Origin of the sequence: Adlercreutzia equolifaciens DSM 19450, assembly GCF_000478885.1 — a bacterium.
In the GTDB taxonomy this organism is placed as follows: Bacteria; Actinomycetota; Coriobacteriia; order Coriobacteriales; family Eggerthellaceae; genus Adlercreutzia; species Adlercreutzia equolifaciens.
In genome coordinates this window covers 2307256-2331498 of record NC_022567.1, presented here as the reverse complement: position 1 = coordinate 2331498, position 24243 = coordinate 2307256, and the positions used below count along the sequence as shown (strand labels likewise).

The following is a 24243-nucleotide window of genomic DNA, read 5'->3' as shown; positions in this document are numbered from 1 at the left end:
CTTGCCCTAGGCTGCCGGCACGGTCTCGTCGTCCTCCACGACAACGGTGGAAGGCGCCGCTTTCTTCGGCAGAAACGGCATGGTGATGGCACGTGTGGGGCAGGCCTCCACGCAGGCGCGGCACTTGGTGCATTCCGAGAAGCTCATGCCGGCCTCGGGATGCCGCACGTTGATGCCCTGGGGGCACACGGCTGCGCATGCCTCGCAGGAGGTGCCCTGGGCGCTCTCGCGGCATTTCGCGTTGTCGATGGCGGGCACGAAGGTGCGGTTTGCCTTGCCCACGAGGCTCATGAGCGCGCTTATGGGGCAGAACTTGCTGCACCATTTGCGGAAGAACACCACCTCGGCGAGCAAGAGCGCCGGCACGAGAATGACGCCCCAGGCCACGTCGCCGAAGGCGAACAGGCGCATGACCAGCACAATGGTGGCGAAGGTGAGCCCGATGGGGCAGATGAGGCAGAACACGGGGAAGCCGAAGACGGCCGCCGAGAGCAGCGAACCGCCCAAGATGACGTGGCGGGAATCGAACGTCGCCCGCTTCTCGGCGCAGGAAGAGCAGCTGTGGCCGCAGCCGGAGAGGGCCGCTTGCTCGTCGGCGGAAAGGGGCGCGGGCGCGTCGGCGGCCTCCGATCCCTTCGCAGCTTTCACCAGCGGATTTTCGTCGGCGGGCAAAACGCCGGTGCCGGTCATGTCAGTGTTCGACGTCTTCTTCGAGAAGATGCCGCGGATCTTCGACACCACGGGCACGGGACAGATCCAGCCGCAGAAGGCGCGGGCGAGCAGCAGAATGAGGGCGAGCGCGATGACGATTGAGATGACCGCGCGGGGGAGCAGGGTCTTCGTGGCGATCATAGTCGCGAGCGCGCCCAAGGGGCACAGAAGCGAGATGTCCTGCCAACCGATGGCCGACAGCGTGCCCACGCCCACATGGGTGGCGAATCCCACGCCGATGACGCCGATGACGGCGAGGGGGATGATAGTGCGGAGTCGCTTGGTGTTCACAGGTGCGGCCCTCCTTTACGACTCGAGGGGACGGACGATGATGGCGCGCTCGGTGGCGCCGGCGGAGATGGAGCCGTTCTGCAGCGACACGCAGACGCTCTCGCAGGCCCCACAGCCATTGCAGGCGTCGGCGATCACGTAGGGTCGGTTGTTCTCGTCAAGCTCCATGGCCTCGAACTCGCAGGCGTCGTAGCAGAACCGACAGCCGATGAGGCGGTAGGCCAGGCACAGGTCCTGGTTGAGCTCCGCCACGCCGAGCACGCCGGTCTCGGGGGTCGAGCCGACCTTGAGCGCCTCGGTGGGGCACGATGCCACGCACAGAGGCTTGCCGCCGTTCTCCTCGGTGCACCAATCGCACCAGTTCGCGTCGAAGTTCATGACGGGTGTGCGCATGTTCAGGATGCCGTCCTCCAGATGAGCCGGGGCGATGACGCCGCGCGGACACACCTCGTAGCACTTCTCGCAGCGAATGCACGCCGAGACGAGCGCCTCCTCGTCCTGGCCTCCGGGCGGTCGCACGAGTGGTGCGCTGCCGGCGTAGCGCACCGCGCCCAGGCCCAGAAGCGCCGCCGTGCCGCCGAGCCCCACGCACAGCGCGCGGCGGCTGATGACGGGGCGCCCCTCCTTTTTCGGGGCCGCCGTGTTTTCGGTGTCTGCCATGGTCTTCTCTTCCTCTCTCATTCGCCCTCGTCGTCATGGATGGTCGGTGTCGACCTCGTTGGATGTTGTCTTTCGGCTGCGCGGCTATTCGCCCTCGGTTTCAAAAATTTCGTCGAAGAACTCCTCTTCCACCTGCAGAAAGCCGTCGGTCAGGCTGGCGAGGCCCTGGTAGAGACCGCATTGCGCGAAGCGGCGCAGATCAGCGGTCATGAGCGGCGCCCAGCTTGCCAAATGATCCTCCAGGAAGTTGCGCTGGGTGGAAAGCAGGCGCTCCACCTCCGCCTCGTCGGCCGTCTCGGCCGCCGTCACGATGCGGTCGCCGAGCACGGCCATGAACTCCAGTTCCAGCGCGATGTGATCCTCGGACTCCTTCCAGCTGGGCAGCTTGTCCAGGCCCTCGCTGCGGTAGACCGCCAGCACCTCGTCGCGGGCCTCCTGCATCATGAGGCGCTTGGGGCTCGTGTACACCGACTCGAAGGGGTAGGCGGCCGAGTAGGCATCGACGCCGTGGCCGATGAAGGCACGCACGTAATCGACGGCCAGATCGGTGACGGCATGGGCATCGGCGCCGGACAGGTAGGTGGCGATGGCGCGGTAGCCGGCGTCCACGGCGGTGTTCCCCGTGGCGGCGGGGAAGCGCATGGCCTTCAGCTCGGCCAAAAACTCCTCGTCTACCTCCACGCGGTACAGGCGAGCGAGCAGGCGGTAGACGGCCGAGCGCTGGGCCGTGAGCTCGGCGAGCGCGGCCAGGTCGGTCGCCTCTTCGGCGGCGGGGGTTGCTGCGGCGGCAGTGGTTGCGGTGTCGGTCATGGGAATCTCCTCTGTTCTCGATGAGGCGCGCGGGCGCCCCTTAGGTGCCGGAAAGGAAACGGTGGAAGGCGTCGCGCTACTGGGCGTCCTCAGCGGTCTTGTCGGCCGGCGCCTCGGGCTCGGGCGCGGATTGGGCCGCTACGAGGTCGGCCACGATGCGCTGTCCCGCACGGCCGACCTCGGTAATGCGCCAGCTCTTGTCGCGCCATTCCACAGCGTCGCACTTCTCCAGCTTGTCGATGAAGTGGGGCGCGTACAGACGGGGGCTCTTCAGCAGCTCGTCGTTGTCCACGGCCTCGTTGATGGTCGGCATCGAGGCGCCGCTCTCCTGGGCGGTAAGGCCGAGAATGCGCTCGTAGATCGTGGCGTACTTCGCGTCCTCGGAAAGCAGGTCGGTCAGGCGGTCGAGGGGCTTGTCGGCCTCGGCGTAGGCCGCGCCGTCCGCAGTGGCAAGCCAGCAGACCTCCGGCGCCTCGCCGGCCTCGTAGTAGGACGCGCCGTCGACTTCCACGAGCACCGGCTCCGGGTCGCCCTCGGGGTACGGTTCGCCGTCGGCGGTCACGCGGGCGAGGGCTCCGGCGCGCTCGAGCAAGTTCGCGAGCGAAGCGGGGGAGTACACGGAGAAGTTGTCCGCCTGCAGGCGATCCACCTCAGCATCCAAGGCGTCGGTGGTCTGAGGCGCAGAGCAAAAGGCGATCATGCCGAGCAGCGTGCGACGGCGCGGCGCCATAGCGCTGAACAGGTCGGCGATGCGCTCGGACGCGGGGCGGGTGTCCACAACGGGTGTCGGGTCATCGGTGTGGGGCGTGCCCAAATAGCCCTCGGTTACCTCTTCGGCATCCTCTTCGACATCATCGTCGAAGGCGCCCAGAGGGTCGAAGCCCAGAGAATCGTCTAATGCGAGATCGAGGAACGAGGAAGTGTCTTTCATATCATCCGCCCTTTGAACAAATGCTTGCAGTCTTCCCTCTCGCACGCAGCGAGAGATGAACCTCGCCCCCGAGGTTCGACTTTTGCAAACATTGTCCGTCCGAGAATTCGGGCGGTATCCCCACAGCGCATAGTAGCCGAGGGCTGTTGGATTCGTCAAGGGGGGGAAATTCCCCCGCGCCATCAGTCTGCCTGGCAAAAAGCCGCGTCGGGCTGCGGGTTTTTGCTCCGAATCCGCAGCCCGACGCGGCTTTCTGCCAGAATACCCGCAGCCCGACCCAAGAAAATGCCGGGAAGTCCGAGCGGCGATGCCAAAAAGTGGCTCCGGGCTACAGGTGGCGATAAAAATCGGGGCAGCTCGGAGGGGGGAGCTGCCCCGATTGAAGGGGAGGACTGAGATTGAGTGCGACGTCTAGGCGGCCGAGCTTTTGGGTCGAATCTAGATCGCGCGGGCGGCGGCGTTGCCGGAGCAGATGGCTTCGCCGATGTTGAAGGGGCGCGCCGCGTCGCCGACGGTGACTACCTCGCAGGAGAGTCCCGTGCTGAGGTTGTCATTCGGCAGGCAGTCCAGGGCTTCGACTACGGTGCCGCAGGCAATTTCCTGCTCGATGCCCGTGGCCGTTTTCACAGTGACGGAGCCGTCGTTCACGGCGGTCACAGTCGCCTCGGGCCAGAAGCGTACGCCCAAGGCCTTCATGTTGGGTTGGGTGAAGGTTTTCACCCAGAACGAGTGACCTGCTCCGATGGCGCTTGCCGCGTTTGGCGTGACCACTTGCACGTGCTTTCCCTGGGCGAGCAGGTACATGGCGGCGTCGATGGCCTGCACGTTCGAGCCAACGATGACGACCTCCTCGGCAATGTCGGCCATCATGAAGTCGTCGATGCCCACCACCTTGGTGCCGGCCGTGTCGGACAGCCCCAAGGTGTCGCGCACGCCACCGGTGGCCGCGATTACGATATCGGGGGAGGCCTCGGCGATGATGTCGGCGGTGGCCTCGGTATTCAGCATCACGTTTACGCCGAGTACTTCCATTTGGCGCTCGAAGTAGCTGCGCAGCACCGACAGGTTCTCATGGGGGCCCTTCACGTTATTGGCGAATTCCAGAAGGCCACCCACGGAGCCCTTCTTCTCGTAGAGGGTCACGGAGTGTCCGCGCTCGGCGGCTACGCGCGCCGCCTCGAGGCCAGCAGGGCCGGCGCCCACGACTACCACGTTCTTCGCCGTGGCGACTGGCTCGGGATCGTAGCTGCCGGTCAGCTGCCCGGTGACGAAGCGGAAGGGGTGGGCGGCGTTGGTGCGGCAGCTGAAAGTGAGGTTGCCGTCATCGGCTGCATCCCAATGGCAGTGCATGCACCGGGTGCAGGGGCGGATCTCATCGATGCGGCCCTCTTCCAGCTTGTGCAGGTAATCGTAGTCCACCGACAGCGGTCGGTTCATCAGGATGAAGTCTAGCTCGCCGGAGGCGATGAGACTCTCGAAGAACTCGGGATCGCGAGCTGGATCCATGTAGGTGACAGCGCCCACGGGAATGCTCACGGCTTTCTTGATCTCAGCGGCCACGGGCACTATGATGCCGAGGCCCGACTGATCGGCCTTTAGCATACCCTGCCAATGGCGCGTGAAATCGAACTGGGTACCATAGCCGGTCGTTCCCTCGATGCCGGTACCGCAGAAGTACAAGTCGCCGGCGAACTCGGCCACGTGCTGGCCGCAGGGCCCGATGCGGATATGCAGCGAGTCGGCACCGGCGGCTTCGATGAGCTTGCACATCTCTTTGTTCTCTTCAACGGTAGTGAAAAAGGCGTTGTCGCCGATGGCCTTATCGTTCTCCTCGACACCGTTGATGAGCACTTGCACGGGGAAGTCCTCGCCGCACTCGGCTTTGATGCCGCGCACGATCTCGCAGACGAAGCGCGTGCGGCTTTCGAAGGTCTGGGGGCCGTAATCGTCCTCGCGCTTGTTGCGATTGCGGGACATGAACGTCTGGCCGACATTCTCGCCGGCTGCGTTGACCTCCACGCAGTCGAAGCCGCAGCGTTTCAGGGTGGCTGCCGCCTTAATGGTGTCGGCAATGAGGTTGCTGATCTCCTCGGCGGTCATATCCATGCAGTCGGAGGATTGGAAGATGGCCGTCGGATCGGGCTCGAAGCCGCTGAACACGAGGCCCATCGTGGCTAGCTGGTAGCCTGCCTTCGCGCCGTTTTCCTTGATGTTGTTGGCGAAGGCCGTCAGATCCTCGTCGGTCCAGTCGGTGAACTTGCCCACGTCGGGAATAGCGCGGAAGTGATCGTACAGCTCGGCGAAGTCGTCGCAGTAGACCACTGACGCGCCGCCGGCGGCCAACTTCCCGTAGTGCTGCATGTGCAAGTCGCCAGTGATGCCCTGCGAGGTGACGCCGATATAGCCGGCAGCCGATTTCACCACGCGGTTGGGCAAGGTGAGCGAGCCCATCTTCCACTCGGTAAACAGTGAGGGGCAGGTGGTGTTCGATACCGGTTTCGGATCAGACTGAGGATTCAACTGGGCTGCATGGGCGCGTACGGTAGTGCCGTCGGCGCCGGTGGCTGCTAGATCGCTCTCGCCGGTCGCGGGTGCCTCCGTCGGCGCTTTTGGGGCACATCCGGCCAAGCCGAGCGAGGCTACGGCTCCGGCGGTGAGCGCCGAGCCGGTCAGGAACTGGCGGCGCGACAGGCCGCCTTCGGTAATCTTCGACATAAGACCCTCCTTTTCGTCTTTCATCGCTTTTTGCGACGGGAAGACGATAGGGCAAAAAGAGGATTGATAGGTGTCTCAAAATGGGTGATTCACGGGATGAATGGGTGATTTACCTGGTGATACGATCTGATCCAGTCTAATCCTGGGAGAGGGAGTCCTTTTCGGTCTCCGCAGTCTCGCAGAGCTCGATAAGCTCTTGGCGAGCGTGAGCGCCGCAAGCTCTATAGATGCGCTTTATGTGGGTGCGCACGGTATTTTGGGATATAACGAGTTCCTCGGCAATGGCTGGCACGTTGCGTCCTCGTGTTATGAGCAGCACGATTTCGGCCTCCCTGTCGGACAGACCGAATTTCCGTTGTACGATGCCTACGCGTTCGGCAATAGGTAGAGGGGCGGGAGCATCTTCGGTGGTGGCGATGCCCGAGGAAGGCTCTGCTTCCGAGAGCGTCGCTGAAGCATCTCTCCGCGTGTCTGCATCTGGTACAAAACGGTCGGACGGCAGTGCGCCGCCATCCTCATCACGGCGGCGTCTGCGCACCAACACAAGCACCATGCTGAGCACGTACACGGAGAAGAACACCCCGAACACCAGCAGCAGCTCGGCGGAGGAGCCGGCGGCCAGAAGCTGGGGCATGACTTTCTCCAGCACCGAGCAAAAGCCCATGAGTAAGAGGTAGCCGGCGCCGTAGAACGCCTCGAACACAAGACGGTGCCGTTGCGCGATAGCGATGGCGTCAATGCAGAACAGCGAGTTCATTACAACGAAATGCAAGCAAGAACCCGCTGCCAACAGTCCGAGCAGGTAGGGCGCCGGCGCAAAGGGCACGGCGAACAGTAACAGGATGAGCACGGGCGTGACCACCTTGAACACCTGGACGGAGAGCAGCGGCGCCTTCGAGAAGCGCAGGATGGCTACGAGGGCCACGGCGGCGGCGAGCTTGGCTCCTGCTACGACCAGCTGCTGTTCGATCGGGGAAAGATCTCCCAAAAACCCCATGTAGTTCAGAGTGGGGGCTATGGTCTGAAGGGCCACCACGCAGAATAGCACCTCAGCAAAGGTGCGAAAAGCAGGCACATAGCGGCTCTCGAAGAATCCCGCTACGGGCACCATTTTCGGCTGCTCACATTTTTGATCAAGGCGCACCAGGGCTACGCTGGCGGCGGCGGAAAGGGCGATGCACAACCCGAGGAACAGCCCCTGGTTGTCCATGAAGCCGATGACGAATAGTCCGTTGAACGCGGCTGCGCAGGCTAGTTCCAAAGGGAAGATCGTGCGCATCTGCTTGGGCTCGAAAGAGATTGACGTCACCCAGAACAGGCTCTGGCAGGCGAAGCTCCAGCCGACGCAGAAAGCCGCTAGGGCCACTAGAAGCCCTGAGGTGTTCCAAACACCGGATATGAATAGTGCGGCTGCCATCGCCATGGGTCCAAGCCCGCAGGCGAGGTAGCGATGGTTGCTCGCTCCCGACGCGACGGCAATAATCACCCGGGCGATAAGGGCGCCGAACAGGCCCAGGGCCGAGAAGAGCAGATAGATGTCCGACAGCGCGGCGAGGGCCGGTCCCACGAAGGAACCGCTCGAGAGCAGCACGCTGTCGCCCCACACGCCGATACCGTAGGTGCTCAGATTCATTCCCGCACCCGCGACAATGAGCGCAGTGCGCCCTCGTAAACTCATAGTCCCCTCCTTTCCGCCCGCTATTATACTGAAGGCATAGAAAAGGGGAAGGCCCTACTCCCTTATGACGCCTTCGATGACGTCGAGCATTTCCTGTTTGGAATGGACGTCCATCTTCTGGTAGATGTGGCGCAAATGGGTGCTCACGGTTCCCTTCGAGATGAACAGCTCCTCTTGAATGCGGGCGGCCGAGCGGCCCTTGGCGAAGAGTATCATCACCTCGGTCTCCTTCGGCGACAGCTCGAAGGCGGCGGCCACTTCCAAGCAGCGGTCCTGGAAGCGCGGGCGGGGGTTGTCGCTAGCTGCGGGAGGTACGTCGCTGGAGCTGGCGAGCGCGCGATCTTCGGCGCTTTCGGCCTCGCTTTCCGGCTCCTCGGTCAGCGCGATGAGGTCACTTTCGCGGAACACGAACAGAAACGAGAGCAGCACCGCCATGGTGGCGATAAGGGCGATGAGGCTCAGGAATTGTGGTGTGAACGGGGCGAACCGATCCACGATGTTGCCGGCGATGGAGCCGAGCAGCACGCCGAGCGTGACCATGCCCCACCCGATGCCGAACACCTCGGTGGAAGAGAGTCGGTAGTTCGACGAGATCTCCGCCAGAAGCATCCAGATGAGCACGTTGAAGGTGCCGTAGCCTGCCAGGGCCAGCACGCTTTCCACGTCTTGCGCGCTGGTGAATACGGGCAGGAGCATGAAGAAGAAGGCCATGACGCAGATGGCCGCTTTGTAGATGGTGCGCGTGCTCTGCTCGGAGGAGAGCAGGGCGGCGCCGTACACGATGACCATGGTGAGCAGCCCGGCGCCGGCCAGGGGCCACTGCAAAAACACGTGGATGCTCAGGTTGTTCGACGAGAGGAACGCCGCCCGCACCATGCCGTCGGCCACGCCCACCAAGCACGCGCACACGCCGATGCGCCAGGCGAAGGACTTCAGGTCGAAATCGATGGGCAGGACGCTGGCTTGGTGCTTGCGCGACCAGGCATGCTGCTCGACGAACAGGATCCAGCCGGAAATGGCGGGAAGAAGCGAGCAGATGAGGCAGCCAACAACTGACGGCAGCATGATGACGAGGGAAAACGCCACAGCGGCCAGAAAGAAGGCCAGGGGCACCTCGAACGTGGCGCGGGCGGGTGGCTCGTTGCGGTACAACTCGCCGTAGCCCAGATCGATCAGCCCCGAGCCGATGCCGGTTGTGATGGCGCCCAAGATGCCGAAAGAGAGGGCCGCTCCGGTGCCCGCCGCCGACGAGGCGAGAAGCAGGGTTCCACCGGTGGTGAGCGCGGGTGCCGCGAAGCGCGCGGCCGGATGGGTCATGAAGCGCACGAAGCGCTCGCCGGCCAGCGCGCTCCCGAAGAGCACGGCGCAGAGGCTGGCCGTGGAGACGACGTAGAACAAAGGCGGGATCTGCTCGCCGCTCCATGTCATGGAACTGGCGGCCGCGCCCACGAACATGAGGTATACCCACGCGCGAATAAAGGTAAAGCCGAGCACGCGATCGAGGGCCACCGGATGGCTGCCGGCTTCTTCGCGGTAGGCGTTCAGGTTCTCTGAGATGGAACGAAAACTCACGCGACCCCCTCGATAGAAAGAATGGTAGGGCGGTCGCCGCATGTGCGCGCCGAGAGCCCTTTCCCTGGAATTCCTCAAGGAAAACTCCCCTTTTCCTTGGCAAAAATTATACGGCGAAACCCCGTGCTTGCCCCCGACCTTTTCATGGGACTAATAAAGCTCTCATCTGGGAAAACTCAAAAATCATGGCAAACATATGATGCGGCGGGGGCCTGATTTTGCCACTATGTCAACGTGGGCGACCCGTCCGGGGCGCCCGAAAGGATGAGAGAAAAAGGAGGAGAGATGGGTAAGCTCAACTTGAGCCGCCGTACCTTCGCCAAGCTGTCCGCGGCCACGGCTGCCACGGCGGTCATCGGATGCGCGGTGCCGGGCGCCGCACTCGCCGAGGACGCCGAGGCGCCCAGCCGCGGCAGCGAGATCAAGTGCGTGCGCACGTGCTGCCGCGGCTGCGGCAAGATGGAGTGCGGCGTGTGGGTCACGGTGGAGAACGGGCGCGCCGTCAAGGTGGAGGGCGACCAGTCGTCGTTCCAGTCGTCGGGCAACTGCTGCGGCAAGTCGCAGTCGTCGCTGCAGGCGGCCTACCACCCCGACCGCATCTACCATCCCATGAAGCGCACCAACCCCAAGGGCGAGGAGCCGGGCTGGCAGCGCATCACCTGGGATGAGGCCATGGAAACCATCGGCTCGAAGTTCCAGGAGATCATGGACCAGTACGGCGGTCAGTCCATCTTCAACATGTGCGGCACGTCCCGCCAGTGGGTTTACGGCCCCTACGCGTTCTACAAGTGGCTGTTTGACACCCCCAACGCCCATGTGGCGTCCGAGATCTGCAAGGGCCCGCGTCGTCTCATGGGCTGGATCAGCTCGGTCGACGGCGCCCCGTGGATGGCGCTGCGCGACGGGCCGCGCGTGTACGTGCAGTGGGGCACCGCGCCGGAGAACTCGAACTACGACGACAGCTGCCGCAACCTGGTGGACCGCATGAGCGCCGCCGAGACGCACATCTGCATCGACCCGCGCCTGTCCGGCTCGGGCAAGGAGGCCGACTACTGGCTGAACCTGGAGCCGGGCACCGACGGTGCGCTGGCGCTGGCCTGGCAGCACATTCTCATTGAGAAGGATCTCATCGACTGGGAGTTCGTGAAGCGCTGGACCGATGCGTCCTTGCTCGTGGTGGAGGACATGGAGCCCACGGGCGGCCGCTACCTCGATCTCTCCTCGCCGATTCAGGTTCCGGCCTTGCAGGATCTTATCGGCACGAAGCTGAAGACGCGCCTTCTGAAGGAGATGGATCTGGTAGAGGGCGGCAGCCCCCACAAGTTCATGGCCTGGAACAAGAAGGCCAACGACGGTAAGGGCGGCCTGGTGTACTGGGATACCGACACCACCCAGTGGCAGGGCTGCAACCACGTGGCCCCCACCCGCGACCAGATGGAAGTGGTGTACGCGGGCACCTCGCAGGAGGGCTACCTGCCGCCGATCTCCTACTGGGAGTTGGAAGAGGCCGGCATCGACTTCGATCTGGAAGGCGAGCACGAGGTGACGCTGGCCGACGGCACGAAGCACATCGCGCGCCCGGTGTGGAGCTACCTCGCCAAGTCGGTGGCCGATTGCACCCCGGAGTGGGCCAGCGAGATCACCGGTCTCGACCCGCAGCTCATCGAGGAGTCGTGCACGGTGTGGGCCACGCGTCCCGAGGGCCAGACTTACGGCAACGGCGGCATCCACCTGAACCTGGCGCCCGATCAGATCGGCAACTGCGCGCAGACGGTTCGCGCGGTGCTCAACCTCATCTACTCCTCGGGCAACTTCGACGGCCCGGCCGGCAACCGCGGCCTTTCCCGCACGCCGGTCGACGAGCAGGCCACGGCCGCTCCCGGCACCAACATGCCCCAGGAGGTGAAGTGGACGCTGAAGGGCATGGAGGCGCTCACCGGCGAGCCCATGTGCCCGCCGATGTATCTGGCCGACAAGCAGGTCGATCCGATGAACATCCCGGATCGCCGCGAGGTGCTGGGCAACATGATCGGCGCCGAGAAGTTCCCCATTCTGCCGTACTACAACGAGTGGGCCGACGCCACCTGCATTTGGAAGGCGTGCCTGGGCGAGGGCGAGTACCCGCTGAAGGGCGGCATCAACGAGTCCGGTTCGTTCATGAACATGTCGAACGCGACGCTTGCGTGGGAGGCGCTCTCGAAGCTGGACTTCTGGGTGGACATCAACATGTTCCATCACCCCGGCACCGAGATGGCCGACATCATCCTGCCGTGCCAGCACTGGACCGAGATCAACAACATCCGCGTGTCCCAGGGCGCTTCGGGCGGCATCGGGCTCACGCAGCGCTGCATCGAGCCGCCGGCCGACACGAAGTTCGACTACGACATCAACCGCCTCATCTTCGAGGCCATCGAGAAGCAGGGCAACCCCAACGGCACGTGGACCAATATTGCCGGCGACGCGCCCGGTGCCTACCATCACGACGACCGTCTGGAGGATTGGTTCCAGGCCCACAACGAGGTGTCCGGTTTCGGCGACCGCTATCCGGGCTGCAAGTGGGAGCATTGGGAGGACTTCCGCGACGACTTCCAGGAGAACGGCTGGATCAACGCCAAGGTGATCGAGCCTAACCGCTGGGGAACCTACCGCCGCTTCGAGACTGGTTGGATGCGCATGGGCAAGGACGCCTGCACGGCTGCTCCCTGGTCGACCGATCCCGAAACCGGCCAGCCAGTGAACAACTTCGGCTGCCCCACGCCGACGGGCCTGGTGAGCTTCTGGTCCATGGAGTTCGAGACGTTCTGCCTCGATATGGCCAACCAGTTCGAGCCGGGCAAGTTCGACGTGATGAAGGAGATCATGCCGAACTACGAGCCGCCCGCGTCCTCTGCCCAGGGTGGTCAGATCGATCTTGAGGAGTACCCGATCATCCTCACCACCGGCCGCCGCATCCCGGTGTACTTCCATAGCGAGCATCGCCAGCTGCCCTGGTGCCGCGAGCTGTGGCCGGCGCCGCGTTTGGAGCTGAACCCCGCCGACGCCGAGAAGCTCGGTCTCAAGCAGGGCGACTGGGCCTGGATCGAGACCGCGTGGGGCAAGGTGCGCCAGTGCGTCGATCTGTACCACGGCATCGCCCCCGGCTGGGCCAACGCCGAGCATGCCTGGTGGTTCCCGGAGTTGTCGGCGCCGACCCACGGCTGCCTGCTCTCCAACATCGAGTGCATTTGGGACCCGGAGGGCCAGGACAAGTTCATCAGCTCGCACCATATGCGCGGCGTGCCGGTGAAGATTTACAAGGCCACGCCCGAGAACTGCCCCGACGGCAAGGTCATCCCCTGCGCGCCGGAGGACGGCACCCAGATCATCTGCGACGCCTCCGACCCGCGCCTGAAGGAATGGCTGCCCAACTACGATATCCGAGAGGAGGCCTAAGCCATGGCGAACAAAGCAATCGTCACCGACCTGAACCGCTGCGTGGGCTGTCTGGCGTGCATGGTCGCGTGCAAGGCCGTGAACAACGTGCCGATCGGCTCGTACTGGAACAAGGTGCTCCGCATCGGCCCGAGCCTGAAGGCCGGCGCCACGAGCGCCCACGACGTGGAGATGTACTACCTGCCCGTGCAGTGCCAGCACTGCGAGAACCCCGAGTGCGTGAAGGTGTGCCCGACGGGCGCCTCCCACAAGCTGGAGGACGGCACCGTGCAGATCGACAAGTCGAAGTGCATCGGCTGCCAGTTCTGCGCCATGGCCTGCCCCTACGGCGTGCGCTACCTGAACGAGGAGGAGCGCGTTGTCGAGAAGTGCACGCTCTGCGAGCAGATCACCGCCCAGGGCGGCCTGCCCCAGTGCGTCATCCAGTGCGGCGGCCGCGCCCGCTTCTTCGGCGACTTGGACGAGGGCATCGATTCCTTCGAGGCGCCGGAGATCGGCTACGACGTCGATCGCTCCTATGACAATTTGTACACCGGCAACCGCGTGAAGCTGGGCGATATGGCCAAGGAGTACACCGAGGCCGACGTGCACCACCTGCCCGATGTGGGCAACGGCCCGCACTTCGCCTACATCCTGCGCGACCGCGACTGGAAGGGTGGGGAATAATGGAACTGCAATGGCCCCTTATCTTGTTCACCACGCTCTTGGCCTGGGCGGCCGGCCTGTTCGCGGCCCAGTGCCTCTGGGCGCTGCGCGGAAAGGGCGGCCGCGCCCAGATGCCGGCGCTCATCACCTCGGCCGCGCTTCTGGTCGTGGGCGGCATCGCGGTGTTCTTCCATCTGGAGCACTGGGAGCGCATCTTCAACGGCTTCGGACACTTGACCAGCGGCATCACCCAGGAGCTCATCGCCATCGTGGTGCTCGCCGTCGTCATGGTCGTCTACTTCGTGTACCTGCGCCGCGCGGGTGACGAGGCGCGCGTGTCGGCGTGGCTTTCCGCCATCGGCATCGTCGTGGCGGCGATTCTCGTCATCGTCATGGGCCACTCCTACATGATGGCCTCGCTGCCCGCCTGGGACTCCGTGCTGCAGATCGCCTCGCTGCTCGGCGCGGCCTGCGGCTTCGGCCCGGCCACCATGGCGCTCATCTGCGCCGTGCGCGACGAGGCGTCCGACCTCGATGCGAAGGCGAACCTCATCGGCCAGGCCGTGAACGTGGTGCTCGTGGTGGCCTATCTCGTCGCCATGCAGGCCACGGCTGGCTCCTACACGGCGGTGGAGTTCTGGTTCGACCCGACGAGCCCGACCATGGACATCACTCCCGACGGCTCGACGGCGCCCTTCTCCGGCGCGTCTGTGGCCTGGGCCGTCACGGCCATCGTGGCCGCGGTGGCCGGCCTGGGCTCCGCGCTGGCCGGGCGCGCCAAGGGCGACTGGAAGGTGTGGGGCGCCGTGGGCGCGGCCTGCGTGCTCGTGAGCGCGCTCGCCCTGCGCGCGGTGTTCTACATGACCGGCGTGTCCATCTACCCGTTCTTCTAGAGCACGAGGGAGGCCGGTCTTCCGGTTGGCACCCGTAGGGGGCGACCCCGGTCGCCCCTCCCGACTGAGAAACTTGTGCTGGTCCATCCCCGTAGGGGGCGACCTTGGTCGCCCCTCCCGACTGAGAAAGATTGTCTTTGTTGAGGAGGGCTGACCAAGGTCAGCCCCTACGGAAGAGCAGCTGCTAATTCCCGACCCCCCGATCCCGAAAGCCTCCGGTGGGCGCGATTCGCATCCCCAAACCCCTTGCAAACGCGAATCGCCCCCACTGGGGGCTTTCTTCGCTTTGTGAACCGGCGCTTTCGGTGGGTCAGAACTTCTTGCTTTCATATGAGTGCAAGAAGTTGCGGTTTCGAAGATCCAGGACGAGAATTATCTCTTCCGTGCGGAGAAAAGCGCGATCGTGCGAGTTTCAGAGCTTTCGAAGCTCGCACGATCGCGCTTTTTCTTACGCGAGGACTCTTTCTCGGCCCTCAAGACTCGCACGATCGCACTTTTCTCCGCGCAGAAGGCGAAAAAGCAAGTTTGGGCGGCCGTTCTCAAGTATGCATTTCGGAAGCTGGTGCTAGCTCGCGTAGCGCGCGGCGACCCATTCTCGGGCGACTTCGGCGAAGGCGCGGGTGGCGGCCGAGGCGGTGTCGCGCGAGCGGACGGCAAGCGAGATGCTGCGGGAGCACTCGCGCTCGGCCGGCAGCAGAAAAGCCGCTCGATGGCGGCTTTTTCGATTCGCTTCTCTTTGTTCCGATGGGCGGAAGCGAAATCGATTCGCTTCCGCTATGTTGAATTAGCGGAAGTGAATATTCTTTCACTTCCGCTATGGTTAAATTGCGGAAGCGAAATCGTGGGCAAAGGAGGATGGCATGGCGACGTGGCCCGCTATCGGCAGCGAAGAGGTTCCCTGGGTTCGGGATGATGAAGAGCTCATGCTCGTGCCCAAAGCGAGGCGTCGCAAGATCACGCCGACGTATCTTGCGGCCATTCCCGTCTCGCTGGAGGGTCTTTCCGTTCCGCTTACTCCGGAGCAGACGGAGCGCCTTGCCGACATTCGCGCGCGCCTCGCCCGTTTCGATGAGCAGCAAGCGCGCCTTTCCTTCAACGTGCCGAGTTTGCTGTTGAGAAGCGAGTCGGCGGCGTCCTCCCAGATCGAGAACCTCACTTCCAGCGCGCGCAATATCGCCCTTGCCGGGTTGTCGGAATCGGCTCCGAAGAATGCGCAGATCATCGCCGCGAACATCGATGCGATGCGGCGGGCGCTCGCTTTGCCCGGGGGGCTGACGCCAGAGGGCATCTGCGGCATTCACAAAACTCTTCTCGGGCGCACCGACGCGCCTTTTGCGGGTCGCCTGCGGGAGGAGCAGGTGTGGGTTGGCGGTACGCCCTACAGCCCCCATGAGGCGCTTTTCGTCCCTCCCGTTGCCGAACGTGTTTCCCAGTGTCTCGATGACTTGTGTCGGTTTGCGCAGATCGATTCCGCTGATCCCGTCGCGAAGGCCGCCATCGTCCATGCGCAGTTCGAGACCATCCATCCCTTCATCGACGGCAATGGGAGAACGGGCCGGACGCTGCTCCATCGAATGCTCAAGATAGATGGCGTACTCACTCACGGAACGGTGCCGGTTTCGGCGGGTTTGCTGCACGACGTCGATCGCTACATGCAGGCGCTCAGCAGTTACCAGCAGGGCGACCCCGAGCCTATTATCGACCAGCTCGCCGACGCGCTTGACTCTGCCATCGTGATAGCCTCTCTGACGTCTGCGCGGGTTGCGGAGATCGACGACGCGTGGAGGGAGAGAATTGCCGAACGCGCGGGTGCCAAGATTCACGAGTTGCCGGCTTTGCTGTGGGAGCAGCCCGTCGTCGACTCGGCTTATATCGCCCAGCGTCTTGGCATGACGCGCCGCGCGGCGACCGATCTCATCAATCGTGCGTGCTCCTATGAGATTCTGCGGCCGCTAGGGCGGGCGCAGCGCGGCGATTTCTACCAGGCCCCCGATGCCGTGGATCTTCTGGATGAGATATCGAGCATCGCCGGCATCCGCCGCCTTATGGCGAGCAACGGTCGATAGCAAAAACCGGGGCAACTCGGAGGGGCTGCCCCGGTTGGGGGAGGGCGAGTTTAGTTTAGGGATCTAAATTGCGCGGTCCGCATCGTTGCCGGCTCTAACGGCCATGGCGATGTTGAAGGGACTTGCGCAGTCGCCGACGGCGTAGGTTTCGCATCCCCAAACCCCTTGCAGTGCGAATCGCCTTCCTCCGGGGCTTTCCGTCTTTGGTGAAGGGGCGTTACGTGCGCAAGAAGTCGCAGTTATCGAAGATCCAGGACGAGAATTATCTCTTCCGTGCGGAGAAAAGTGCGATCGTGCGAGTTTCAGAGCTTTCGAAACTCGCATGATCGCACTTTTTCTTGCACGAGGACTCTTTCCCGGCTCAAAAGACTCGCACGATCGCACTTTTCTCCGCGCAGAAGGCGAAAAAGCAAGTTTGGGCGGCCGTTCTCAAGTATGCATTTCGGAAGCTGGTGCTAGCTCGCGTAGCGCGCGGCCACCCATTCCCGGGTGACTTCGGCGAAGGCGCGGGTGGCGGCGGAGGCGGCCTCGCGCGAACGGACGGCGAGCGAGATCTCGCGGGAGCACTCGCGCTCGGCGGGCAGCACGGCGAGCGGGAACAGGGGCCGCGACAGAATGAGGCTCGGCAGCACGGAGAAGCCCAGGCCGGCGCTGACCATGGACATGACGGCGTAGTCGGAGTCCACCGTGAAGCGCACGTTGGGGGTGACCCCGTTGGCCTCGAACAGCGCCTCCATCTCGGAGGGGCGCGCGTTGCCCTGCAGCTGCACGTAGGGCTCGCGGGCTAAGGCTTCGGTGGGGAAGAAGGGGGCGCCCGCGAGGGGATGGTCTGGCGGCAGCACCACAAGCAGCGGGTCGGTGTGCAGCGGCACCGCCTCCAGGTTGCGCCGCTCGGGCGCGATGGAGAAGGCGCAGTCGGCGCGGCCCTCCCACACGGCGTTCACGAGCTCCTCCTCGTCGTCGATGCACAGAAGCTTCAGGTCGATTTTCGGATACTGGTCGAGGAAGGCCCGCGCGATGGAGGGGAACCATTCGATGGCCACGCTCGTGAAGGCGCCCACGCGTACAAGGCCGCCCTCCCGGTCGGCGAGCTCTCGCACGCGGGTGGCCAGCGCGTGCTCGTCGGCGTTGATCGCCTGCACAAGACCGAGCACTTCGCGGCCTTCGGTGGTCAGGTGCACGCCTCCGTACTCGCGCAAAAAGAGCGTCAGTCCCAGCTCCTTTTCCAGGGCGTTCACCAGGTAGCTGATGCCGGCCTGGGTATAGCCCAATTCCTCGGCAGCGGCCTTGAAGCTGCCGAGGCGCGCCACCGTGAGGAAAGCGTCGTATTTCTGATTGGCCATAAGGTGTCTCCCTGGGGGTGCGGATAAGCCTGCTCTGTGTTGTGCGTCTGCACAATTATAAGACTTTCTTAAAATGTTTTACAAGAAGTCTCGTTTTACTTTTCCCTACTCGGAGTTTAGTATAGCCATCGTTCCAAATTCAGAGAAAGAACGCCCCAGGTGGGGCTTGGTTTTTTGCGCTTTGAAGGAGGTTGCGTGCCGCCATGTGCCGGATGCGGGCCGCGACGAAGCTGAGAGGAGGAGCCATGAGTCATTGGAAGCAGGCGCGTTGGCCGTTCGTGGTCTTCGTGCTCATTGAAGTGGTCATTTTCGGATCGGGCAGCGCTGTGACGAAGTTCGCCTACGACTCCATCACGCCTCTGTGGTGCCTGGCCGTCCGCTTCGGCTTGGCCACGGCGGTGTTCGCCCTCTTCTTCGGGCGTCGCATCATCGCGCGGCTTCGCAGCGTGAGGGTGCGGCTGTGGCTGCCCCAGGCGCTGTGCATGGGTATTTCGTATCTGTGCTGCAACGTGGCGCTCGACCTTACCACCGCCACCAACGTGGGGTTCCTCGTGGCGCTGCCGGTGGTGTTCGCGCCCTTCCTCTCGACGGTGGTGGAGCGCTCCCGCTACCCGCGCGCCATCATTCCCTTTCAGGTGGGAGTAGCCGGCGGCCTGTACCTTCTGTGCAGCCAGGGCGGCAGCCTCGCCGTGGGGTCTGGCGAGCTTCTGGCTTTAGGGTCGTCGGTGGCGCTGGCCGGTGCGCTCGTGTTCGGCAAGCAGGCGCTGGCCGAGCTTGACGCCGTTACGGTGGCCGGCACGCAGATCGCCGTGGCCTTCGCGCTGTGCCTGGGGTGCGCTTTGGCGTGGGAGCCGATGCTGGACGTGGCCGCCGTGCGGCCGGTGGCCTGGGGCATCATCGTGTTCTTGGCGTTGTTCTCCACCTGCCTGGCGTTCTTCCTGCAGAGCTTGGCGCTCGACCGCCTCTCTTCCACGACGGTGTCGCTGCTGCTGACCGGCGAGCCGGTGTTCACGGCCCTATTCGCCTATCTGTTCCTGGGAGAGACGCTTTCGGCGATGGGGCTTCTGGGTGCCGCGGTCATCGTGGGCACGGTGGTGGCCGCCACCTGGGCCGACGGACGCACGGGCGCTCCCGCAGCTCCGGCTGCTCCCGTCGTCGTTTCCCGTCGAGCCGTGCCGCGCCCGAGATTGCTCGTGTCGAAGCGCCGCGACGACAGGATGGCGGCTTAGGCTACTCCGCCACGATGACGCCGAGGCGCCGGGCCAGGGCAGCGGCCTGGTAGACGTTCATCTTCGTGCCGTAGATTTCCGCCATGGTGTCGGAGAGCGCCACGCCCTCCAGCTGACAGGTGGAGAAATCGAGCCCGAGCAGGGGCGTGCGGAAGAAGCTCGTGCCGATGAAGCGGTCGTCGTCCAGGGTCACGTAGTGCAGCTCCATCTCGGCCATGTCGGCGCCGGAGAAATCGCAGCGCGTGGCCGATACGGCCCAGAAACGGCAACGGTTGAAGGCGCCGAAGTCCAGCGTGCAGTCTTCAAGGGCCACGTGCTCCAGGTTCGCCTCCATAAACGACGCGCCTGTGAGCTTGCAGTTCTTGAAGGTGCAGCGGGTGAATCCGGCGCTATCGAAGTAGCTGTTGGCGAAGTCGCATCCCTCGAATACCGTATCGGTAAACAGCGAGCCGGAAAAGTCGCAGCAGGAGAGGAAGCAATTCGCGAACCGGGCGTGGGCCGCCTGCAGCTCCGAGAAATTCTCGTCGGCGATGATGAGGCCGCTCGCGTCGATGGCCTCCAGGGGCTCGTCGGCGCCGCCGCGCAAGTCGTCGGCCTCCAGAGCGCGCAGCTCTTCCGGGATGGTCGGCAGCGACAAGGTGCGCTGGGCCGCCGCCGTCTCGTAGGCGGTTTGGACGGGATCGGGAATAGCGGCCACGGGGGTCCTTTCTTCGACATGGCGATGGTGGTGCGTGAGGGCCATGCTGCTGGTGCGAGCAGCGATCCCTTGACGCTCCGGCCATTGTACTACGTCTACGAAGAGGAGGGCGAGGCGCGGCCGCGGCGTTGCCCTCGGCGAGAGCCTTTGCGGTTCGAAAGCATGAGGCCGGCGATGGTGAGGGCGACGCCGCCGACGATGGGAGGCGTCATCGGCTCGCCGAGCACGAGGGCTGAGGCGGCGCCCGTGAGCGCCGGTACCAGGTAGATGTAGGTGCTCGTGACGACGGCGCCGAGATGCTTCACGGCGAAGTTCCAGGTGGCAAAGCAGGCGGCAGAGGCGAGAAGCCCCAAGAAGAGCAGGTTCGGGACGACGAGGGGGTTCCCGAGAGCTTCTGCGGGAAACGTTCCGGCGAAGGGGAGGGCCGGGGCCATGAACAGGAGGCCCCAAGCGAAGATGCGCTTGGTGGCGGTCAGGGTCTCGTAGCCGGCTTCGGCGATGCGGCTGACAAGGGTTGAGTAGACGGCCCACACGAGCGAGGCGATAAAGGCCAGCCCGCAGCCGATGAGGTTGTCCGCGGTGCTTCCCGTGAAGGCACTCCCACCGCTGGCGGTGCCGACGAGCAGGATGCCGCCCATGGCCAGGACGAACCCGATGGCGAAGCTCGCGGGGGAGGCGGGGCGCTGCCCGCGCGCAAGGGCGATGAGGACGCAGAAGAGGGGAGAGGTGGCGCAGATGGCGCCGACGGCCGTGGCGCTCGTGAAGGTGAGCGCCACGTTCTCCAGCAGGAAGTAGCAGGCCACGCCGGTAAAGCCCGCCGCGGCAAACAAGCGGCCGTCACGCGGATTCTCCAGGCGCAGGCGGTGCGGGCGCAGGCAGCTGAGGGCGGCGAAACCCAAAGCGAACCGGATGACGAGAATCCACAGCGGCGTGAGCCCGGCGGCGAGCAGCACCTTGGTGGCGACGAAGGTGGTGCTCCAAACGAGGATGGTGAACAGGGCGAGCGCGTGCGCTTTCATGGGCGCACCTGCTCGGGTGACGAATCGACGGAGCCTCTCGGGGTAGAGGGGGACAATGGGGCGCCCTTGGCCCGGTCGGCGCCGACGCTGGATTCAGTGACGGCCCGTTGATAGAAGCCAGGCGTCATCCCCAGGCGCTCCTTGAAGGCGCGGGTCAGGTGAGCCTGGTCGGAGAACCCTGCCGCCAGGGCCGCCTCGGCGCAGCTGGCACCGCTGGCGAGCGCCTCGCGGGCCGACTCCACCCGCAGCGAAGTCAGATAGCGCATGGGTGTGAGCCCGAAGGCGGCGGTGAACGACCGCAGGGCGCGGTACTTGTCCAGGCCGGCCGCAGCGCACGGTCTCGCGGTGCCGGGGGTGGCGGGGCTGCTGAATATGTGGGGCATGAGTCATCTCCATAACAAGGAGAGATGATAGCCATTTGCCCGCAGATTTCTTGCATGAAATTGCAGCGGCGCACCATGCGGTCTTGCGGACGTTGAGGGCGCCGGGGAACGTCGCGGGCGGTGGGGAGCGGATGGCGCTGCGGCCTACCTCCACCAGGCGATGGCGATCTGGGTACGGTTTCTCAGGCCGCACTTCTGCAGGATGGCCGAGATGTGGTTGCGCACGGTGCCCTCGGACAGGAACAGCGTCTGCGCGATCTCGCGGTTGTCGAATCCTTCGGCGATGAGCTCGGCGATATCGCGCTCGCGCTGCGTGAGGCCCTCGGCGAAGGCGGGGGCGGCCTGGCTGTTATCGGGGTGCGACAGAGAGTCGTCGAAGGCGGCTCCGGCGCCGTTCGCTGGCCGTTGCCCGATGAGCGCGCTCACGCGGTCGGTGACATCGGATCCCAGGACGATCTGGCCTTCCATGACGGAATGCAGCGCTTCGGCCAGACCGCGTGCCTCCTGTTTGATGAGGTAACCGCGGGCCCCGATCGCCAGCGCGCGCACGATGTAGTCGTCGTCGGCGAAGGTGGTGAGGAAAACGATGCGCGCCTTCGGGTGGGCGGCGAGGATGGCCTCGCCGGCGGCCAGGCCCGACAGGTCGGGCATGCGGATGTCGAGGAGCATGATGTCGGGGCGGTGCTCGTTGAAAAGCGCCGCCGCCTCGGCCCCCTTCGTGCCGAGGGCCGCCACGCGCACGCTACCGCGCGCCTCCAGTATCGTGCGCAGCGATTGGGCCACGAACTCGTCGTCGTCCACGATGACGACGGAAAGGGGAGATGGGGCGCTCATGGGCGAACCTCCTGGGTTTTGGGGAAGGTGGCGAAGACGCGGGAGCCGGTGCGCGGTGGGGGCAACGGTCCGAACGAGAAGGTGCCGCCCAAGGCCGTCGCGCGCTCTTCCATCGAGGTGAGACCGAGGCCGCCCTCGCCGACCAGGTTCGCCGCGCGTCCGTTGTCCTCGATGGCGAGCTGATAGAAGCCGGGGAACTCGAGGAGGGAGACGGCGACGCTCGTGGCGCGCCCGTGCGTGCGGGCGTTCGCGAGCGCCTCGCGCACGATGGCCACGACGGCAAGGGCGACAGGGCGCGGAAGGCTTTCGGCCTCGAAGGCGAGCGCGCCGACGATCCCCGGGAATTCCCCGATCAGCTCGGCCAAGGTGGTCTGTGGATCGAAGGCCTCGTCGTGCAGGTCGTGCACGCTGGCCCGCACGGTGCCGAGGGCCTCGTGGAGGGTGGCGCCGACCGCCGCCAGCTCTTCGGCAAGCGCCGGATCGTCCTCGTGCGTGACGGCAAGGGCCTCCATTTGCAGCACCGAGCGGGTGAGCAGGTGGCCGACGTTGTCGTGGATCTCCCGCGCGATGCGGGCTCGCTCGGCCAGCACCGCGCAGCTCACTTCCAAATCTTGCCGCTCGGCGAGGTCGCGGGCTTGCTCGGCCAGCGCGAGGCGGTCTTCCTGCACGGCGTCGCGCCATTGGCGCAGCGAGGCGCGCTCGGTTTGAACTTTGGTCGTGCGCCGGGCGGCCAGGCAGGCGAGCGCTCCCAGCAGAAGGGCGGCTGCCGCCAGCGCGCCGCTCCCTGACGTCGCGGCGCCCAGGAGGGCCGCGGGCCACAGAAAGCGCAGGGGGCCGAGGTTCTGCGCCACGGCGGCGTAGGCCAGAAGCGGCACGAAGGCGGCGAGGGCCGGCGCGGCGAGCGCGGCGATGAGGTAGGCGGCGGCGATGGCGGGACGTGCGACGCGGATGAAGCGCGCGGCGCTGGCAGGGCTTGCGGCGCTGGCAGGGGCCTGGCGCTGCGCACCGCCTTCGCCGCGATCGAGCAGTTCGAGCGCGCCCGTGGCGATGAGGGCGAGAAGCGGCGCCGCTACGGCTGCGGGGGCAGCGGGAGCGAGCAGAAGGAGGGGAAGCCCCAGCCCGAAGAGAACGATCTCGTCGACGATTCTATCCATGGGGCCATTATAAGGCGCACGTTCGCGAAGCAAGGGGCACGTCGACATTCGTGACATTTGGCACTTCTGCGGCGCGGCGGTTCTTGGAATAATGGGGCCATGACCAATAGGGGAAGGAGCGCTCATGGACGGCGAGCTTACGAACGGCAGCGCGCGGACCGGCGCGCTGAGGATCGATGGCACGCAGGATGGCGCGCAGGGCGACTGCGCGAGAGACGATAGCGCACGGGCCGGCGCTATGTCGGCGCCCATCGTCGAGGTGCGCAACTTGGTGAAGCGCTACGGAGACGTGGTGGCGCTCGACCACTTCGATTTGTGCATCGAGCCCGGCGAGATCTTCGGGCTTTTGGGCCCGAACGGTTCGGGCAAGACGACGGCCATCAATTGCATATTGCAGCTGCTCACCTTCGACAAGGGCGACATCTGCCTGTTCGGCGAGCCCATGACGCCCACGCGCTACGACCTGAAGCGTAAGATCGGCGTGGTGCCGCAGAACGTGGCGCTGTTCGAGGAGCTCACCGTGCGGGAGAACATCGACTTCTTCTGTGCCCTGTACGTGGACGATCGGCGCGAGCGGGCGCGGTTCGTGGACGAGGCCATCGCGTTCGTGGGCCTCGAGGACTACGTGAAGTTCCGCCCGCGCAAGCTCTCCGGCGGCCTTCTGCGGCGGCTCAACATCGCCTGCGGCATCGCCCACAGGCCCCGGCTCGCCTTCTTCGACGAGCCGACGGTGGCGGTGGATCCGCAGAGCCGCAACGCCATTCTGGAGGGCATTCGCCGCATGAACGCGCAGGGCTGCACCGTGGTGTACACGAGTCACTATATGGAAGAGGTGGAGGAGATTTGCTCGCGCATCATGATCATGGATCGCGGCCGATCGGTGGCCGTGGGCACCAATGTCGAGCTGAAGGCCCTGGTGGGGGCCGGCGAGCGCATCATCGTGGAGGTGGCGGCGCTTGGTGATGCCGTGCGCGGGCGCCTGGCCTCGCTGCCCCATGTGCGGCGCGTGACCTACACCGAGCCGGAGCTGGTCGTGCAGTGCGAGCAGGGCGGCCACAACGTGGGCGACGTGCTGGGCGTGCTTGCGGACGCGGGGTGCGCCGTGGGCCGCGTCTATGCCGAGCCGCCCACCTTAAACGATGTGTTCCTCGAGATCACCGGTAAAGAGCTGAGGGATTAG

20 protein-coding genes are annotated in these 24243 nt (G+C 64.9%); 7 read left to right on the top strand and 13 right to left on the bottom strand.

The window, feature by feature from the left end; all coding sequences use genetic code 11:
* Positions 1 to 6 precede the first annotated feature (6 nt).
* From AEQU_RS09385 to AEQU_RS09355, 7 genes are all read right to left on the bottom strand, one after another.
* Positions 7 to 1002, bottom strand: coding sequence for a 4Fe-4S binding protein (locus AEQU_RS09385; protein WP_022740707.1), 996 nt, complete (start codon positions 1000 to 1002; stop codon positions 7 to 9).
* Between the two features lie 15 nt (positions 1003 to 1017).
* Positions 1018 to 1662, bottom strand: a complete 645-nt coding sequence (locus AEQU_RS09380) for a 4Fe-4S dicluster domain-containing protein (RefSeq protein ID WP_041714678.1) — start codon at positions 1660 to 1662, stop codon at positions 1018 to 1020.
* Between the two features lie 84 nt (positions 1663 to 1746).
* Complete coding sequence (locus tag AEQU_RS09375; RefSeq protein ID WP_022740699.1) at positions 1747 to 2472, bottom strand: TorD/DmsD family molecular chaperone; 726 nt, start codon at positions 2470 to 2472, stop codon at positions 1747 to 1749.
* A gap of 76 nt (positions 2473 to 2548) precedes the next feature.
* The gene (locus AEQU_RS09370; RefSeq protein WP_022740696.1) at positions 2549 to 3403 is read right to left on the bottom strand and encodes a hypothetical protein; all 855 of its coding nucleotides are present in this window, start codon (positions 3401 to 3403) and stop codon (positions 2549 to 2551) included.
* Positions 3404 to 3841: 438 nt separating this feature from the next.
* Positions 3842 to 6118, bottom strand: a complete 2277-nt coding sequence (locus AEQU_RS09365) for an oxidoreductase (protein ID WP_022740692.1) — start codon at positions 6116 to 6118, stop codon at positions 3842 to 3844.
* A 136-nt stretch (positions 6119 to 6254) separates the two neighbouring features.
* Complete coding sequence (locus AEQU_RS09360; protein WP_022740689.1) at positions 6255 to 7796, bottom strand: helix-turn-helix transcriptional regulator; 1542 nt, start codon at positions 7794 to 7796, stop codon at positions 6255 to 6257.
* 54 nt (positions 7797 to 7850) lie between these two features.
* A complete protein-coding gene (locus AEQU_RS09355) occupies positions 7851 to 9368 on the bottom strand; it encodes a helix-turn-helix transcriptional regulator (RefSeq protein ID WP_022740686.1) in 1518 nt (505 codons plus the stop codon).
* Between the two features lie 285 nt (positions 9369 to 9653).
* On the opposite strand from AEQU_RS09355, the gene AEQU_RS09350 reads away from it, so the two are divergent.
* The 5 genes from AEQU_RS09350 to AEQU_RS09335 all read left to right on the top strand — a co-directional run bounded on the left by AEQU_RS09350 (position 9654) and on the right by AEQU_RS09335 (position 16404).
* Positions 9654 to 12800: a molybdopterin-containing oxidoreductase family protein gene (locus AEQU_RS09350; RefSeq protein WP_022740685.1), complete on the top strand. Its 3147-nt coding sequence runs from the start codon at positions 9654 to 9656 to the stop codon at positions 12798 to 12800.
* A gap of 3 nt (positions 12801 to 12803) precedes the next feature.
* Positions 12804 to 13466: a 4Fe-4S dicluster domain-containing protein gene (locus AEQU_RS09345; RefSeq protein ID WP_022740684.1), complete on the top strand. Its 663-nt coding sequence runs from the start codon at positions 12804 to 12806 to the stop codon at positions 13464 to 13466.
* Positions 13466 to 14338 carry a dimethyl sulfoxide reductase anchor subunit family protein gene (locus AEQU_RS09340; RefSeq protein WP_022740683.1) on the top strand — a complete coding sequence of 291 codons (873 nt, stop codon included), beginning with the start codon at positions 13466 to 13468 and terminating at the stop codon, positions 14336 to 14338. Before AEQU_RS09345 ends, AEQU_RS09340 begins: the two co-directional genes overlap by 1 nt.
* Positions 14339 to 14672: 334 nt before the next feature.
* The gene (locus tag AEQU_RS12515; protein ID WP_144079488.1) at positions 14673 to 15251 is read left to right on the top strand and encodes a hypothetical protein; all 579 of its coding nucleotides are present in this window, start codon (positions 14673 to 14675) and stop codon (positions 15249 to 15251) included.
* A complete protein-coding gene (locus AEQU_RS09335; protein WP_022740681.1) occupies positions 15199 to 16404 on the top strand; it encodes a Fic family protein in 1206 nt (401 codons plus the stop codon). The genes AEQU_RS12515 and AEQU_RS09335 overlap by 53 nt, the downstream gene beginning before the upstream one ends.
* A 455-nt stretch (positions 16405 to 16859) precedes the next feature.
* On the opposite strand, the gene AEQU_RS09330 is transcribed toward AEQU_RS09335, so the two are convergent.
* Positions 16860 to 17747: a LysR family transcriptional regulator gene (locus AEQU_RS09330; protein WP_022740680.1), complete on the bottom strand. Its 888-nt coding sequence runs from the start codon at positions 17745 to 17747 to the stop codon at positions 16860 to 16862.
* Positions 17748 to 17992: 245 nt separating this feature from the next.
* Between AEQU_RS09330 and AEQU_RS09325 the strand changes: the two genes are divergently transcribed.
* Complete coding sequence (locus AEQU_RS09325; protein ID WP_051353423.1) at positions 17993 to 18976, top strand: DMT family transporter; 984 nt, start codon at positions 17993 to 17995, stop codon at positions 18974 to 18976.
* Between the two features lies 1 nt (position 18977).
* Here the strand turns inward: AEQU_RS09325 and AEQU_RS09320 are convergent, their stop codons facing one another.
* The 5 genes from AEQU_RS09320 to AEQU_RS09300 all read right to left on the bottom strand — a co-directional run bounded on the left by AEQU_RS09320 (position 18978) and on the right by AEQU_RS09300 (position 23063).
* Positions 18978 to 19673 (bottom strand): pentapeptide repeat-containing protein, encoded by a 696-nt coding sequence (locus AEQU_RS09320; protein WP_022740678.1) that lies wholly within the window; start codon positions 19671 to 19673, stop codon positions 18978 to 18980.
* 95 nt (positions 19674 to 19768) lie between these two features.
* A complete protein-coding gene (locus AEQU_RS09315) occupies positions 19769 to 20692 on the bottom strand; it encodes a DMT family transporter (RefSeq protein WP_022740677.1) in 924 nt (307 codons plus the stop codon).
* A complete protein-coding gene (locus tag AEQU_RS09310) occupies positions 20689 to 21075 on the bottom strand; it encodes a helix-turn-helix domain-containing protein (RefSeq protein WP_022740676.1) in 387 nt (128 codons plus the stop codon). The genes AEQU_RS09315 and AEQU_RS09310 overlap by 4 nt, the downstream gene beginning before the upstream one ends.
* A 144-nt stretch (positions 21076 to 21219) precedes the next feature.
* Positions 21220 to 21909 carry a response regulator gene (locus AEQU_RS09305; protein ID WP_022740675.1) on the bottom strand — a complete coding sequence of 230 codons (690 nt, stop codon included), beginning with the start codon at positions 21907 to 21909 and terminating at the stop codon, positions 21220 to 21222.
* The gene (locus AEQU_RS09300; RefSeq protein ID WP_022740674.1) at positions 21906 to 23063 is read right to left on the bottom strand and encodes a sensor histidine kinase; all 1158 of its coding nucleotides are present in this window, start codon (positions 23061 to 23063) and stop codon (positions 21906 to 21908) included. The genes AEQU_RS09305 and AEQU_RS09300 overlap by 4 nt, the downstream gene beginning before the upstream one ends.
* Positions 23064 to 23187: 124 nt before the next feature.
* Between AEQU_RS09300 and AEQU_RS09295 the strand changes: the two genes are divergently transcribed.
* Positions 23188 to 24243 carry an ABC transporter ATP-binding protein gene (locus AEQU_RS09295; protein ID WP_022740673.1) on the top strand — a complete coding sequence of 352 codons (1056 nt, stop codon included), beginning with the start codon at positions 23188 to 23190 and terminating at the stop codon, positions 24241 to 24243.